Below are 14,492 nucleotides of genomic sequence, written 5' to 3' on the forward strand. Positions count from 1 at the left end.
AGATGGGGTCCAGACCTGAAGTGGGGTTTGGGACTTCTCGTGGATGGTTGCCCGTAGGGCCGGTGTGAACCTCGCTTCGATCGCCGTCGTGGCCGGGCTGTCGTGGACACTCCCGGCCGGTTGGACCGCGTTGGATCAACCGCCGGCGCTGGACTGCCCACCGCCGTCCGGGCTCGTCGCGGCGGCCGGCGAGACGGTGGTGATGGTGGGCGCCGAGCCCGACATCACGCCGCGGGACCTCGCGCGGATGCCGGAGCGTCCGGCGCGCTTGCGAATCACGCGCGAGCATCGGTCCGGGTGCTTCGACCACGGCACGGTGCTGAGCTGGCGGGAGCAGGGCCGTGCGCTCTCGGCCTGGGTGCTCAACGGCGCCGCGCGACGCCGGGAGGCCGAGGCGTTGCTGAACTCGCTCGTGGTGGAACGCGTCTGGCCTCCGCCGCCGCCCGCGGGCTGGGACACGGCGTACTCGGGCACGGCCGATTCGATCCGGGTGCCGCCGCGCTGGTCGGTGCGGGCGTTGCGGCGCCAGCGCGGCGTCGCGCGGCCGCGGACCCTGTACCGGCTCGCGAACCCGTCCGGGACGGTGGTGCTGCGGGTGCGCGAACACCCGCGCGGGCCGGTGTCGGCGGCGTTCCCGCGCGGACCGCTGACGTTCGACGGCCGTCGGCGGGCCGGGCTCGGGTTTCGCGGCTACCGCGTGTCCTTCCGGGTCTTCGCGCGCGCGGGCGCGAGCGCGCGCGACATCGAGTGGGCACAGATCGCCGCACGCTCGGCCGGCTTCTCCTCAGTCGGGCGAGAGTAGGGTTGGCGCCGTGCAGGAAGCCGTCGCGGGCAGGCTGCGCGTGGGACGACCGCTGAGTCGCCGGGGAGAGCCCGCGCTCGTGCGCGCGGCGCAGGCGGGCTCGGCCGAGGCGGTCGACGAGCTGTTCCGCCGCCACTGGAACGCGGCGCACCGGGCGGCGTGGCTCGTCGTGCATGACGCGGCCGCCGCGGAGGACATCGCGCAGGAGGCGTTCCTGTCCGCCTTACGGTCGCTGGACCGCTTCGATCGCCGCCGGCCGCTCGGCCCGTGGCTCCACCGGATCGTGGTCAACCGCGCGATCGACTGGTCGCGCGCGCGGGCGCTGCGCCCGGAGACGGCCGCGGACTCGGTGCCCGAGCCGGTGGCGGACGAGGTCGACGCGGGCTTCGGCGAGGACGTGATCGCGGCGCTGGCCGCGCTCGGTCCCGAGCACCGCGCGGTGGTCGTGCTGCGGCACCTGCTCGGCTACACGCCGGGCGAGATCGCTTCGATGCTCGACTTGCCGCGCGGGACCGTGAATTCGCGCCTGCGCCGCGCGCTCGACGCGCTCGCAGTCGCGCTGGAGCGTCGCTCATGACCGCGCTCGCGCGCGGCGTCTCTCCGGCGCGGCCCATCGCCGGCCAGCGGGGTGCGGCGTGAACCGGGACGAGCTCGAGCGGGCGTTGCGCGAAGCGGAGGTGCCGGACGCGGTCGCGGCCCGCGAGCGCGCGCGCCGAACCGTGCTCGCGGCGCACCGGCCGTCGCCGCGGCGGCCGCGCCTGTCGCTCGTGGTCGCGGCGGTCGCCGTCGCGCTGACGGCGCTCGTCTTCTCCGCGCGCGACACGGGTCCCGCGCGCGCGCTCGAGCGGCGCGTGCGCGAGGTGTTCGTGGCGCCGACGCCCACGCCGACGGCGACGCCCGCCGCGCTCGCGGGCCGGCTGCTGGTGACCGACGGCCACGAGCTCTTCCTGCTGCGCGGCGAGAAGCGCACGGCGCTCGGTCCCTGGCGGGACGCGACCTGGTCGCCGCGCGGGCTCTTCATCGGGGTCGCGTCCGGGAGCACGCTCGCGGCGATCGAGCCCGACGGGACCGTCCGCTGGCGCCTGCGCCGGCCCGCGCCGGTGCGGTTCCCGCGCTGGGCGCCCGGCGGCCTGCACATCGCCTACCGGTCGGGCGGGAACCTGCGGATCGTCTACGGCAACGGCGAGCACGATGTGGTCGCGGGGCGCGGCATGGCGCCCGTCCCGCCCGCGTGGCGCCCGAATCACCCGCGCACCGTCGCGTGGGCGGCCCAGGACGGCGCGATCACCGTCGAGGACGCGGACACGGCCCAGCGGCAGTGGTGGCACCGCGACGGCCCCGTTCGGCACCTCGCGTGGTCGCCGGACGGGCGCAGGCTGCTGGTCGCCGGCCGACGCACCGTCACGATCCACGACGTCGCGACCGGCAAGCGGACGCGGACCCGACACGCCGGCGAGGTCGTCGCGGTCGCGTGGGGCGCGGGAGGGCTGGCGGTGGCGGCGCTCCGTGCTGGGACGACGACCGTGAGCGTCGATGGCGAGCGCGTGCTGACCGCGCCCGGCCGACTGCGCGACCTCGAGTGGTCACCCGACGGCCGGCGGCTGCTCGCGGGCTGGCCGGGCGCCGATCACTGGCTCGTGGTGCGCGGCGACGAGGTCTCAGCGGTCCGGCACCGGTTCGCGCCCGATGCGCGAACGCGGGGTTGGGTCACCCGGTGACCGCGTCGACGGAGATGTTGACGCCGTGGCTGAGCATGTCGTAGATCACCGAGCGGGCCTGGGCGTGCTCGACGAGCTTGCGCAGGCGCTCATCGGACGCGTCGCCGGCGATCCGGAACGTCACGCGGATCGCCTCGAACCCGTTCCGGAAGCGGCGGTCCAGGCCGAAGCAGCCGCGCACGTCCATGTCGGCCTCCACCGTGGACTCGATCTCGGTCAGGCGGATCTTGCGCGCCGCGGCGCTGTAGACGATCGTCGTCGTCAGACAGGCCGCGAGCGCGTGCAGCAGATACTCCGCGGCGGTCGGGCCCGAGTCCGTGCCGAGCAGGACGGTCGGTTCGCCGGCGTCGATCACGAACGCCTCGCGGCGGCTGTCATCCTCGCGCCCCGCGCCGTAGAAGTTCTGCATGCGCGAGCGGTTGTGGGCGCCGTTGATCCAGCGGTTCGTGGCGCGGAACGTGAACGCGCCGAGCGCCGGATTCTCGCGGATGGCATCGAGCGTGCCGAACAGCTGCTGGGTGTCGACCCCGTTGCGGACCGTGGAGATCATCTGCGCCATGCCGAAACGGTCGCCGACCGCGGTTGAGCAGCGGTATACGCGCCGGTAAACGGCTGGTAGCTACCGCTCACGGAAGCTGGCGGGATGTTCGCCCTCTGGGCGAACTCCTGGCTGAAGCGAGCCCGCCAGGCGAGCTTCAGCGCTCCACCGTGAAGAGGCGCCATTCGCGCGAGGCGCCTGCGAGCGGCAGCTCCACGGCGCCGCGCTCGGAGAACTCGATCCCGCTGCCCGCCACGAGATCCTGGACGGTGGAGGTGGCCAGGATCTCGCCCGCGACCGCGGCGCGCGCGACCCCGGACGCGATCTCCAGCGCCGGCCCGGTGAGCCGGCCGTCGAGCAGCTCGCACTCGCCGGTGTGTACCCCGGCGCGCAGGTGCGGGAGCGACTCGGCGAGTGCGCACGCACAGCGGACCGCGCGGGCCGGGCCGTCGAAGCTCGCGCGCACGCGCCCGGGCGGCGCGTCGATCAGCTGGCCGCGGAAGCGCGCGACCGCCGAGCGCACGAGCCCGTGCTCGCGCTCGGGCACGTCCGCCTCGAGCACGGTCGTGAGGATCAGGTTCGGCTCGGCCGTCTCGTGCCGGAGGCCGTCGAGGAACTGCTCGATCGCCGCGAGCACCGACGCCTGGTCGCCCTCCCACGGCAGGTGGTCGGCGCCGGGCATCTCGAGCACCTGCGCGCCCGGCAGGCGCGCGCCCATGTAGCGGCTCGCCTCGCGCAGGTACTCGTGCGCGCGGTAGAGCACGAGCGACGGCACGCGCACGGACGCGAGCACGTGGCGGACGTCGATCTCCTCGTTCATGTCCGTGATCGCCGCGACCGCCGCGGGCGAGGCGCCGCGCACCAGGTAGGACGTGTACCAGTCGATCGCGGCCTCGTCGGCGGCGATGCTCGGCGCGCGCTCGGCCAGGAAGCGCTCGGTCGAGTAGCGGCCCCACTGCTCGGCGGTCGGGCGCAGCCACCCGTCCTGCTCGGCGCGGCGGCCGATCGGGTAGTCGGGCGCCCAGTTGCGGCGCGCGTAGGCGCCGAGGGTGACCAGCGCCTGCGTGCGGTCCGGATGCGTGGCGGCGAACAGCGTGCACATCGGCCCGCCCTCGGAGACGCCGATCACGACCGCCTTCTCCGCGCCGACCGCGTCCATCACCGCGCGCACGTCGTCCATGCGCTCCTCCAGCGACGCGATCCCGAGCACACGGTCCGAGAGGCCGGTGCCGCGCTTGTCGAACAGGATCAGCCGGCCGAAGCGGGCGAGCCCGCGGTAGAAGGACGCGAGCGCCGGCCACTCCCAGCCGGGCTGGAACGCGCAGATGAAGCCGTGGACGAAGATGATGTCGATCGGTCCGTCGCCCACCACCTGGTAGGCGATCGAGTAGCCGCCGACCGACTGCACGTAGCGGATCGGCTCGAGCTTGAGCGCCGCCTCGTCCGACGTCTCGCCACGGCCGTCGAGCGTCGCGTCCTGGCGCAGGATGCGCCGCTCGAGCTCCCGCATGCGCGGGGAGGGCTCGAGCCCCAGCTGGCCCGCGAGCGTCTCGCGGTACGCGTGGTAGACGGCGAGCGCGTCGGCCTGGCGGCCCGACCGGTACAGCGCGACCATCAGCTGCGCGCGCAGCCGTTCCCGCAGCGGGTTGGTGGCCACGAGGCTCTCGAGCTCGCCGACGAGGTCCGCGTGGCGGCCGAGCGCAAGGTCGGCGTCGATCCGGTCCTCCAGGCACACGTCCTGGCGCTCGCGCAAGTGCGCGGCCTCCACGTGCGCGAACGGCTCGCTGAACTCCTCCAGCGCCGGGCCGCGCCAGAGCTCCAGCGCCTGCGCGAACCGGTCCGCCGCGGTCTGCGCGTCGCCGTCCTCGAGCGCGACGCGGCCCTCCCGCCGCAGCCGCTCGAAGCGGTCCAGGTCGAGCGCCTCGTCCGGCAGCTCCAACGCGTACCCCGGCGGCCGCGTGTGCAACGTGCCCGCCGGCAGCGCCTTGCGCAGGGCGGACACGTGAATGTGCACCATCTTCACCGCCGACTCCGGGACCTCCTCGCCCCACAGGTCGTCCACGAGCTGCTCGACCGACACGGTCTTGCCCGCCTCCAGCGCGAGCCGCGCCAACAACGCCCGCGGCTTGCGCCCGCCCAGCTTGAGCGGCACGCCACCACCGTCGATGACCTCGAGCGGACCGAGGAGCCGGAAATCCACGTCGCAACGCTATCCGCTCACACCGGACCACTGCCAGCCGTTTACCGAGCGACTACCGCCATGGGCTCCAATCGCGCCACTCCCCATGCGCTCCTTCCACTCCGCTCTGAACGCCACGGTCACCGGTGTCACCGTGGTCACCACCCGCGTCGGCGGCCGACCCCACGGCCAGACCGTGACGACACTCAGCTCGATCTCCGACGAGCCGCCGCAGCTGCTCGTGGCCGTCTCGCCGGAGCTGGCCGCGGCGATCGTCGAGCGCGGCGCCTTCGCCGCCAACGTCCTCGGCGACGACCAGGCGCGAGTCGCCGAGGCGTTCCGCGCCTGCGATCCGGAGTTCCTCACGCGCGACTGGTGGCCGTTCGGCGGGGGCCTGCCGCGGTTGAACGGCGCGGCCGCGTGGTTCGAGTGCTCGCTGGCGCGGGTGGTGCCGGCGGGTGAGCGCGTGCTCGTGATGGGGGACGTGATCCGCGCCGCGCGCGGATCCGCGCGCCCGCTGGCGTACGTGCGCCGCGGCTACGCCGCGCCGCTCGCCGCGTGACCCCTACGACGGGATGTGGAGCGGCGGAATCGCGTTGTGGAGCGGCATGCCGCCGTCCGCGCCGTTGCCGGCCGCGATCGACGCGTTCGGGTCGACCAGATAGCCGTCGACGACCGGCGGCTCCCACGTGCCGGACAGCTGTGCGAGCTGGGACAGGGTGGCGTCGGCGGATTCGGCCGAGCTGGGCTCGGTGACGAGCTGCTTGAGGAAGCCGTCGATCGGGTGGCGGGCCTCGATGGCCGCGTCGATCAGCGGGTCCGAGCCCGGCTGGTAGGCGCCGATGGAGATGAGGTCGGCCTTCTCCTTGTAGGTCGCCATCAGCTTGCGGACCTCGTTGCCGGCCGCGCGGACGTCGGGCGTCGTGATCTCGCCGACGAGACGGGACACGCTGGCCAACACGTCCACCGCGGGGTAGTGGCCGGCGTGGGCGAGCTTGCGGGAGAGGACGATGTGGCCGTCGAGGATGCCTCGGACGGCGTCGGCGATCGGCTCGTTCATGTCGTCGCCGTCGACGAGCACGGTGTAGAGCGCGGTGATGGCGCCCTTGGGCGAGGTGCCCGTGCGCTCGAGCAGCTTAGGCAGCATCGCGAACACGGACGGCGTGTAGCCGCGCGTGGCGGGCGGCTCGCCGATCGCGAGGCCGACCTCGCGCTGGGCCATGGCGAAGCGCGTGACCGAGTCCATCATCAGCATCACGTTGCGGCCCTGGTCGCGGAAGTACTCCGCGATCGCGGTCGCCGTGAACGCGGCCTTCAGGCGCACCAGCGCGGGCTGGTCGGACGTGGCGCAGACGACGACCGAGCGCGCGAGGCCCTCCTCGCCGAGGTCGCGCTGCATGAACTCGAGCACCTCTCGACCACGCTCGCCGACCAGGCAGATGACGTTGATCTCCTCCGAGGTCGAGCGGGCGATCATGCCCAGCAGCGACGACTTGCCGACGCCGGAGCCGGCGAAGATGCCGATGCGCTGGCCGCGCCCGCAGGGCACGAAGGCGTCGAGCGAGCGCACGCCGAGCGACACGCGCTCGTGGATGCGCGGGCGCGACAAGGGATCCGGCGGCGCGGCCTCGGCCGGGCGCCACGACGCGTGCTCGATCGGACCCTTGCCGTCGAGCGGACGCCCGAGCCCGTCCAGAGCGCGCCCGAGCAGCGCGTCGGACACGTCGACCTTCAGCGGCTGGCCGGTCGCGATGACCTTCGCGCCCGGGCCGATGCCGACGGAGTCGCCGAGCGGCATGAGCAGCGTGCGGCCCTGCCGGAAGCCGACGACCTCGGCGGGCACCGAAGCACGGCCGCGGCCGGTCTCGATCGTGCACACCTCGCCGACCTCGGCCTCGAGGCCCGTCGCCTCCGTGATCAGACCGATCAGGTCGATCACGCGGCCGGTGCGGCGGTGAAGGTCCGCCTCGCGGATCGCAAGGTGGGCCTCGTCAAGCAGGTCATCGGAAGCGCCGACCGCGTCGAGCGCGCTCTCCATCAGCGAGAACATCTAGGACCGTATCGGCCGATCAGCGAGGAACTTGAGGGCGAGCGTTACTTGCGCCCCAGCGCGGCCGCAACGACCTCGCTCGCGCGCTCGAGCTTGGTCTCGATACGCGCGTCGACGTCGCCGACCGGCGTGCGGACGATGCACCCGCCGCGGCCGACGCGGCGCTCGGCTTCGATCACGCAGTGCTCGATGCCGCCGAGCGTGGCCTTCAGCTCCTCGGCCGCGCCGTGGACGATGTCGAGATCCTCGGGATTGACCATGACGATCACGCGCTCACGCTCGACGATCCCGCGCAGGGCGCCCTCGACCGAGTTCAGCACCCGCTCGGGCTCGACCGACAGCGCGCCGACCAGCACCTTGGACGCCAGCGCGAGGCCGAGCTCGACCGCCCGGCGCTCGAGCTCCTCGGCGGCCGCCGCCTGGGAGGCGCGCACCTCCTCGGTGGCGGCGGCGAGCGCCGCCAGCGCGGGAGCCAGCGCTTCCAGAGCCTCGTGGCGCCCGGCCGTGTAGCCCTCCTCCAGCGCCTGGCGGCGGATCTGGTCGGCCTCCGCGCGCGCCTCGGCGAGCACGTCCATGACGGCCGCGGCCTGATCGGCCGGCGCCATCGGCGGCGTGACCGGGTCGAGCGTCTCGAAGTCGTATTCGGCGACGTAGCCCATGACCTACACCAACGCGTCCTCGCCGGACCCGCCACCGCGGGAGATGACGATCGCGCCGGCCTCCTCGAGGCGGCGGACGACACCGACGATGCGGCCCTGCGCCTCCTCCACCACGCGCTTGCGCTGGGGCGGCTGGAACTGGATCTCTTCCTTCAACAGCTCGGCGCCACGCTCGGACATGTTCCCGTAGATCTTGCCCTGAACTTCCTCGTTGACACCACGAAGTGCGATCGCGAGGTCCTTCTGGTCGACCTCCTTGAGGATCATCTGGATCGACCGGTCGTCGAGCTTGACGACGTCCTCGAAGGTGAACAGCAGCAGGCGGATCTCCTCGGCCAGCTCGCCGTCGGTCTTGGCCAGCTCGTCGAGCACGTTGCGCTCGGTCGTCCGGTCGGAGCTGTTGAGGATGTCGGCCAGGGACTTGACGCCACCGGCGGCCGCGTACTCCTGCGAGCCGACGGCGGACAGGCGGGAGCGCATGACCGTCTCGACCTGGGAGACGACCTCCGGCCGGGTCTCGGCCATCAGCGCGATCCGCAGGGCCACGTCGGCCTGGATCTCCGGGTCGATGTCCGACAGCACCTGGGCGGCGAGCGCCGTGTGCAGGTTCGAGACCACCAGCGCGATCGTCTGCGGCGACTCGTTGCGCAGGAAGACCACGATCTGCTCGGCCGGCGTGCGGCGCAGGAACTCGAACGGGCGGCGCTCGATCGTCGCGGCCAGGCGGCCGATGATCTCGTCCGCGCGATCCTCGCCCAGCGAGCGCATGAGCACGCTGCGGGCGTAGTCCACGCCACCTTCGGCGAGGTAGTCCTCGGCGAGGACCGACTCGACGGCCTCGTGGATGATGTCGCGGCAGACCTCGGTCGGGATCTTCTGGGCCTTGGCCAGCTCCAGCGAGAGCGCCTCGACCTCGGAGTCGCCCAGGAACTTGAAGATCTCGCCCGCCCGCTGCTCGCCGATGGCGACGAGCAGGGCGGCGGCCTTCTCGATCCCGCGCAGGGAAGCGGCGGTCCGCGCCGGCTTTTCCAGTTCCTTCGTCGGCATCTGACTAGTCCTCCGCCATCCAGGCCTTGACCTGGGCCGCGACGCGCTCGGGCTCACGCTCCATCAACTGGTCGAGCTGGTTGAGCGAAGCGTCCGGGGCACGCGGCGGGAGCATCTTGGTGGACGCCTGGTCCAGCGTGAAGCCCGACTCGAGCGCGGCCAGCGAGACCGGCTCCTCGATCTCCGTCAGCCAGGCCGGCGTCAGGTTCTCGTTCTCGCGCTTCTTCATCCCGCGCATCATCAAGAACAGGAACAGCAGCGCGGCGAGGCCCAGGCCGACCCACTTGAGCGGACCGAGCAGCGTCGTCGGGACCGGGCCGGCCTTGGGCTCGGCCGGCTTGGCGAACGCCATCTGCGTCGCGGTGATCGTGTCACCGCGCGTCGTGTCGACGCCGGCGGCCGTCGCGACGGTCTGCTCGAGGGCGTTGAAGACGTCGACCGGGACCGACTTGTCGACCAGCAGGGCGACGTTCATCTTGTTGACCGTCCCCGGCGCCTTCTGCGTCTTGGTGATGGTCTTGTTGACGCCGTTGTTGCGCGTCTCCGTGCTCTTCTCGTAGTTGCCGCCGCCCGCGGCAGCGTTGTCGTCGTTGCCCGAGTACGTCGGGACGTTGTTGCCGGTGCCGGCGGCGCCGCCCCTGTTGCCGTTGCCCGCGCCCTCCATCGTCTCGGCCTCGGTCGTCTCGGTGAGCGGGACGGTCGTGCCGCCGTAGACCAGCTTCTCCTCGGAGGACTGGTCGACGTTGAGGTCGGCGTTGACGGTGACCTTCGCCTTGCCCGGGCCGAGCGTGGAGTCGAGCATCGCGTTGATGGCGGCCGCCTTCTGGCGGGCGAAGCGCGCCTCGGCGGACTGCTTGGAGCTGCCACCGGTCGCGCCACCGGCCTCGTCGGACGGCCACAGGATGGCGCCGGTCGAGTCGGTGATGGTGACGTTCTCGGACTTGAGGCCCTTCACGGAGGAGGACACCGTCTGCGCCATGCCGCGCACGGCGCCCGGCGCCAGCGCGTCGGAGGAGTTGCCGAGCTGCACCGACGCGGTGGCCGGCGTGGCCTCGTCCTGGAAGAGGTCGTCCTGCGGCATCACGATCTGCACCTGCGGGTTCTGGACGCCCTGGACGCCCTGGAGCGTCTTGGCGACCTCGCCCTCCAGCGCACGCTGGTAGGTGACCTGCTGCTGGAACTGCGACGCGCCGAGCTTGCTCTCGTCGAGCAGCTCGTAGCCCGGCTGCGTGCCGCCGCCCGTCGCCTGCACGCCCGCCGTGGCGAGCGCGATGCGCGCGTCCGGCATCTGCGCCTTGGTCACGGCGAGCGCCGTGCCGTTGTTCTGGATCTCGTACGCGATGCCCTGCTCGTCGAGCGCGGCCGTGATCTTGCCCGTCTGGGCGGGATCGAGGCCCGACGCGATCGTCGAGTACGCCGGCGCCGTGGCGATCTTGAGCATGATGAAGGCGATGGCGAGGATCGCGACGGCCGTGACGGCCAGGATGGCCTTGGTCTTGGCCGGGAGGGCGAGGATGTTCTGGATGAAGGGCGGCATGGGGGAGTGCGTAGCCTAAGTTCAGACCTGAGTCTGGAAGATGGTCTGGGCGGCCTCGACGGCCTTCGTGCGGATCTGGCTGGCCATCTGCATCGCGAGCTGCGCGCGCTCGACGGCCATGACGACGGCGGTGGGGTCGGAGGCCTGGCCCGTGGCCAGCGCCCGGGACGCTTCGGCGGCCTGCGTCTGCGAGTCGGCCAGCGACTGGATCGACTGGCTGAGCATCGAGCCGAAGCCCGAGCCACCCTGGGTGGCGTCGGCCGGCGCCTCGACGGCGCCGACGGAGCCCACGCTCCACTCGGGGCCGAGGCCGCTGACGGCCATGGTCGGGTCGATGGTCATCGGAGGATCTCCAGGGTCTTGGCGAACATCTGCTTGGCGGCCGACATCGCGGTGACGTTGGCCTCGTAGGCGCGCTGCGCGTCGATCAGGTCGACCATCTCGGTGACCGTGTCGACGTTGGGCATGCGGACATAGCCCTGCTCGTCGGCGTCCGGGTGACCCGGGTCGTAGACGAGCTTCCCGTTGGTGGCGTCCTCGGTGACCTGCGTGGCCTGGACGCCGCCGGGCGCGACGCCCGAGGTGCCCATGGCGCGCGAGAGCTGCGAGCCGAACGTGCCGGCCTGGCCGACGGACTGCAGCGTGACCTCCTTGCGGCGGTACGGGTTGCCGTCCGCGCCGCGCGTGGTCTCCGCGTTGGCGATGTTCTCCGCCGTGACGTTCATCCGCAGCCGCTGCGCGGTGAGCGCCGACGCGGAGATCTCCATGCCGCCGAACATGCTCATCACATGACCCCCAGGGCCGAGCGGATGATCGCGGTGCGCGCCTTCAGGACGGACACGGCGGCCTGCTGCTCGAGCGCGTTGGACGCGAGCTTGGCCGACTCGTTGTCGACGTCGATGGAGTTGCCGTCCGCCTGCGTCGCGCCGACCGAAGCGTCGGCCTGGGTCGAGAACGCGGTGTGCTCGACGGCGGCCTTGTCGCCGGTGCCCAGCGCCGCGGCGAGGGCCCCGTGGAAGTCCACGTCGACGCGGCGGTAGCCGGGCGTCGAGGCGTTGGCGATGTTGGCGGCCAGCGCTTCGTGGCGCTGGGCCGCGCCCGAAATGCTGCGCTCAAGCGCCAGCTGCGTGGTATCGATCAGCACGAGGGAACGGATCTCCTGGAGGGAAGAGGGGGCGGCCCATCCGTGAGCCTCGCGGCGCTCCATCCTTGGTGCGCACTCTCCGTATCGGCGCCTCGCGCGGAGGCCTTTAGGGTCAAAACCCGATTGAGGAAACCTCGCGCAAGAGTTCGCCCCCAGGGCGAATCTCTCAACGACGACGAGCCCGCAGGGCGAGCTCGTCGTCAGGTCCTACGCGGAGTGATTGAGGGAGCCACGCTGCGCGGGCGCCGGGCCCGCGTAACCGCGCATGGCAGTCGCGCCGCGGTTCATGCTCCCCATCTTCTGGAGCGTGAAGGCACGCCCGGCCGACAGGCCGGCGTGGATCTCGGCCTGGAGGTCGACCAGGCGCTCGAGGTGGGGACGGGCCGTCGCCGGCGGAGCGCCGAGCGAGGAAGCCGCCGCCAGGCGGTGCTGCGCGACCGCCGGGATCTCCTCCCAGCGGGCGTCACGGACGAGGTCGCGCTCGCGCTCGGCGAGCACGACCAGATCGGCCCAGGGCTGGGCCTCGAGGCTCATCGCGCCGGCGCCGTGTCGGCGATCTCGGCCCAGGCGTCGCGCAGCTCGGTCAGCAGCTCGGAGACCTCTTCGATCTTCTGCGGGTTCTGCTCGAGCGCGGCCTCGATGAGGTGGCGGCGGCTGAAGGCGTAGATGCCCTGCAGGCGCGCGGCGATCTCACCGCCGCGCTCGTGGTCGAGCGTGACCGTGAGCTCGTCGATGATGGCCTCGGCGCGGCGCATGCGGTCCTGCGAGTTGGCCTTGTCGCCCTCGCGCATGGCGTAGGCGGCCTGGAAGAGGAAACGCAGGCAGCCGTCGTAGAGCATGACCACGAGGCGGCCGGGAGGGGCCGTGAGGATGCTCTGCTGCTTGTACTGGGCCGTCGGGTTGGCGGCGTAGGTGGCCACTGCTGAAGGCTCCTGGGAGGTCGTCGGAGGGAGGGAGGGAGGGATCACTTGGTTGATCGGCCGGCGGCTCTCGTCCTTGAGAGGCATCCGGGGCCTTACAGCGACGGCAGCGAGCCGATCTGGCTGGTGAGCCAGGCCTGCTGCGTCTGGGAGGCGTTCAGCGCCGATTCCATGGCGGCGAACTGCGCCTTGAGCCGAGCGGACTCTTTCTCCATGCGCGCGTTGAGCTTGGTGATCTGCTCGTTGAAGCCCTTGACGGTCTCGTCGTCGGTCTTCATGCGGCCGGTGATGATGCCGTTGGTGCCGGTCTGGGTCCCGATGTACTCGGTGATCAGCCCGGACATGCCCTTCGTGGCACCCTTGCCGGCGAACAACTCGCGGACCTTGGTGTAGTCGGAGGCGATCGCGGCCTTGAGCTTGTCCTGGTCGACGGTCAGCTTGCCCGAGCGCGCGTCCTCGGCGGAGGCGCCGGCCTTCGGCACACCGATGCCGAGGTCGGCCAGGCCCGTGAGCCCGAGGCCCGACACGGCCTGGGTCATCGTCTGCTTGAGCTGGCGCAGCATCGACGTCATGCCGCTGTCGCCGAACAGCTGGCCCTTCTGAAGGTCGGACGTGGTCGTGGCCGTCGGCACGCGCTTCTCGGTGATCTCCGCGCGGGTGGCCGTGACGACCGAGTTGTAGGCGTCGACGAGCGCCGTGATCTTCTTGGCGATCGCGTCGTTGTCGATCGCGGGCTGCGTCGTGGACACCGTGACCGGGCTGGTGGAGACGCCCTTCAGCGTCACGCGCACGCCCGGAATGATGTTCTCGAGGATGTTGGACTCGGGGTTGGTCTCCGCGCCGCCGTTGACCTTGATGGCGGCGTTGAGCGTCGGCCCGGTGCGCTGGTAGCTGGTGTCCTCGGTGAGCGTGGTGCCCGCGCCCAGCTGCGACGTGTCGACGGTGAAGTCCGCGTTGGCGCCGGTCTTGCGCGAGGAGAAGACGAGCTTCTCGGTGGCGCCGTCCTTGACGACGGCCGCGTACACCGGAGCCTTCTCGTTGGCGTTGACGGCGGCGGCGACGTCCGCGGCGCTCGCGTTCGCGGCGATGTCGATCGTCACCGTGGAGGCGGCGTCGTTCGAGTAGGCGAAGGTGAGCTTGCCGGCGTTCGCGCCCTTGGCGTAGTCGAACCCGTGCTGGGCCGAGGAGGCGAGGCGGTCGACCTGGATCGAGTGGCCGCCGATGCCGGCGCCGCCGAGCACGCTGACGTCGATCTTGGTCGGGTCCGACGACGTCGTGGTCTGCGTCGGCTTCCACAGCGTCGCGGACTGGAGGTCGTTGGCCGCCGTCTTGACCGCGTCGAGCTTGGCCTTGATCGCGCTCAGGTCGGTCTTGTGCTGGTTGACCGCGACCTGTCGCTTCTGGACGGCCGTGACCTTGTTCTGCTCGATCGCCATCAGCTGGCTGATGATCGATTCGGTATCGAGGCCCGACGCCATGCCGGACAGGGAGATCGCCATGGGGGCTCCTCTACAGCTCGCCGCCGGACATGATGTCCAGCGCCTTTGACGGCGGGATGGTCTTGATCACGTTGCCTTCGAGGTCGCGCACCTGGATGATCACCCGGTTGGTGTCCTCGTCGCGCTTGAAGTGCAGCTCGCGGTTGCTCTTGTGCATCTGCTCGACGACCTCCGCGGCCTTGGCGACGAGCTCTCGCGCTTCCGGGGTGGGAGCCGGGGGAACGTCGCCGACGATCGTCCCGGTCTCCTCAACGCCCGTGGGGCGCTGAGCCGCGGCGTCGCGCGGCTCAGTCGCAGCGGCCGGCGGCACGGATGGCACCGCGGGCAGCTGCTGATAGGGGATGAAGCGACCGATCTGAAGAGTCATCTCAGACCCAGTAGTCGGCGTGGTGCAGTGAA

General features: G+C 71.9%; 17 protein-coding genes. 4 read left to right on the plus strand and 13 right to left on the minus strand.

The genetic code is table 11. The features are described from left to right. Positions 1-64 precede the first annotated feature (64 nt). The 3 genes from OJ962_RS19775 to OJ962_RS19785 are packed head-to-tail and all read left to right on the plus strand — an operon-like array spanning position 65 to position 2,520. Positions 65-802 (plus strand): hypothetical protein, encoded by a 738-nt coding sequence (locus tag OJ962_RS19775; protein WP_270006549.1) that lies wholly within the window; start codon positions 65-67, stop codon positions 800-802. A 10-nt stretch (positions 803-812) separates the two neighbouring features. Next, positions 813-1,379 (plus strand): RNA polymerase sigma factor, encoded by a 567-nt coding sequence (locus tag OJ962_RS19780; RefSeq protein ID WP_202954547.1) that lies wholly within the window; start codon positions 813-815, stop codon positions 1,377-1,379. A 58-nt stretch (positions 1,380-1,437) separates the two neighbouring features. Then, a complete protein-coding gene (locus OJ962_RS19785; protein WP_202954548.1) occupies positions 1,438-2,520 on the plus strand; it encodes a WD40 repeat domain-containing protein in 1,083 nt (360 codons plus the stop codon). Here OJ962_RS19785 and OJ962_RS19790 read toward each other — a convergent pair. Together OJ962_RS19790 and OJ962_RS19795 are read right to left on the minus strand one after the other, a co-directional pair. After that, positions 2,510-3,079, minus strand: coding sequence for an OsmC family protein (locus OJ962_RS19790; RefSeq protein ID WP_202954549.1), 570 nt, complete (start codon positions 3,077-3,079; stop codon positions 2,510-2,512). The two genes, OJ962_RS19785 and OJ962_RS19790, sit on opposite strands and share 11 nt — an antisense overlap. Before the next feature lie 136 nt (positions 3,080-3,215). Next, positions 3,216-5,258, minus strand: a complete 2,043-nt coding sequence (locus OJ962_RS19795) for an alpha/beta fold hydrolase (protein ID WP_202954550.1) — start codon at positions 5,256-5,258, stop codon at positions 3,216-3,218. An 85-nt stretch (positions 5,259-5,343) separates the two neighbouring features. Between OJ962_RS19795 and OJ962_RS19800 the strand changes: the two genes are divergently transcribed. Then, a complete protein-coding gene (locus OJ962_RS19800; RefSeq protein ID WP_202954551.1) occupies positions 5,344-5,799 on the plus strand; it encodes a flavin reductase family protein in 456 nt (151 codons plus the stop codon). Positions 5,800-5,802: 3 nt separating this feature from the next. Here OJ962_RS19800 and OJ962_RS19805 read toward each other — a convergent pair whose 3' ends face one another. The 11 genes from OJ962_RS19805 to OJ962_RS19855 all read right to left on the minus strand — a co-directional run bounded on the left by OJ962_RS19805 (position 5,803) and on the right by OJ962_RS19855 (position 14,460). Continuing rightward, positions 5,803-7,275 carry a FliI/YscN family ATPase gene (locus OJ962_RS19805; RefSeq protein WP_202955199.1) on the minus strand — a complete coding sequence of 491 codons (1,473 nt, stop codon included), beginning with the start codon at positions 7,273-7,275 and terminating at the stop codon, positions 5,803-5,805. 56 nt (positions 7,276-7,331) lie between these two features. After that, complete coding sequence (locus OJ962_RS19810) at positions 7,332-7,946, minus strand: FliH/SctL family protein (RefSeq protein ID WP_202954552.1); 615 nt, start codon at positions 7,944-7,946, stop codon at positions 7,332-7,334. A gap of 3 nt (positions 7,947-7,949) precedes the next feature. Then, positions 7,950-8,993 carry a flagellar motor switch protein FliG gene (fliG, locus tag OJ962_RS19815; RefSeq protein WP_202954553.1) on the minus strand — a complete coding sequence of 348 codons (1,044 nt, stop codon included), beginning with the start codon at positions 8,991-8,993 and terminating at the stop codon, positions 7,950-7,952. A gap of 4 nt (positions 8,994-8,997) precedes the next feature. Beyond that, entirely contained in the window at positions 8,998-10,530 is a 1,533-nt protein-coding gene (gene fliF, locus OJ962_RS19820) for a flagellar basal-body MS-ring/collar protein FliF (protein ID WP_202954554.1), read from the minus strand. 21 nt (positions 10,531-10,551) lie between these two features. Then, positions 10,552-10,872, minus strand: coding sequence for a flagellar hook-basal body complex protein FliE (gene fliE / locus OJ962_RS19825; protein WP_202954555.1), 321 nt, complete (start codon positions 10,870-10,872; stop codon positions 10,552-10,554). Then, the gene (gene flgC / locus OJ962_RS19830) at positions 10,869-11,315 is read right to left on the minus strand and encodes a flagellar basal body rod protein FlgC (protein ID WP_202954556.1); all 447 of its coding nucleotides are present in this window, start codon (positions 11,313-11,315) and stop codon (positions 10,869-10,871) included. Before flgC ends, fliE begins: the two co-directional genes overlap by 4 nt. Further along, a complete protein-coding gene (gene flgB, locus OJ962_RS19835) occupies positions 11,315-11,674 on the minus strand; it encodes a flagellar basal body rod protein FlgB (RefSeq protein WP_270006551.1) in 360 nt (119 codons plus the stop codon). The genes flgC and flgB overlap by 1 nt, the downstream gene beginning before the upstream one ends. Positions 11,675-11,881: 207 nt before the next feature. Continuing rightward, on the minus strand, positions 11,882-12,208 hold the full coding sequence (locus tag OJ962_RS19840) for a hypothetical protein (protein WP_202954558.1): 327 nt from the start codon (positions 12,206-12,208) through the stop codon (positions 11,882-11,884). Continuing rightward, complete coding sequence (gene fliS / locus OJ962_RS19845; protein WP_202954559.1) at positions 12,205-12,594, minus strand: flagellar export chaperone FliS; 390 nt, start codon at positions 12,592-12,594, stop codon at positions 12,205-12,207. The genes OJ962_RS19840 and fliS overlap by 4 nt, the downstream gene beginning before the upstream one ends. Positions 12,595-12,689: 95 nt before the next feature. Next, positions 12,690-14,093, minus strand: coding sequence for a flagellar filament capping protein FliD (fliD, locus tag OJ962_RS19850; protein ID WP_202954560.1), 1,404 nt, complete (start codon positions 14,091-14,093; stop codon positions 12,690-12,692). A 10-nt stretch (positions 14,094-14,103) separates the two neighbouring features. After that, on the minus strand, positions 14,104-14,460 hold the full coding sequence (locus OJ962_RS19855; protein ID WP_202954561.1) for a flagellar protein FlaG: 357 nt from the start codon (positions 14,458-14,460) through the stop codon (positions 14,104-14,106). Positions 14,461-14,492: the final 32 nt, after the last annotated feature.

Source organism: Solirubrobacter deserti, from assembly GCF_027587175.1.
GTDB lineage: Bacteria > Actinomycetota > Thermoleophilia > Solirubrobacterales > Solirubrobacteraceae > Solirubrobacter > Solirubrobacter deserti.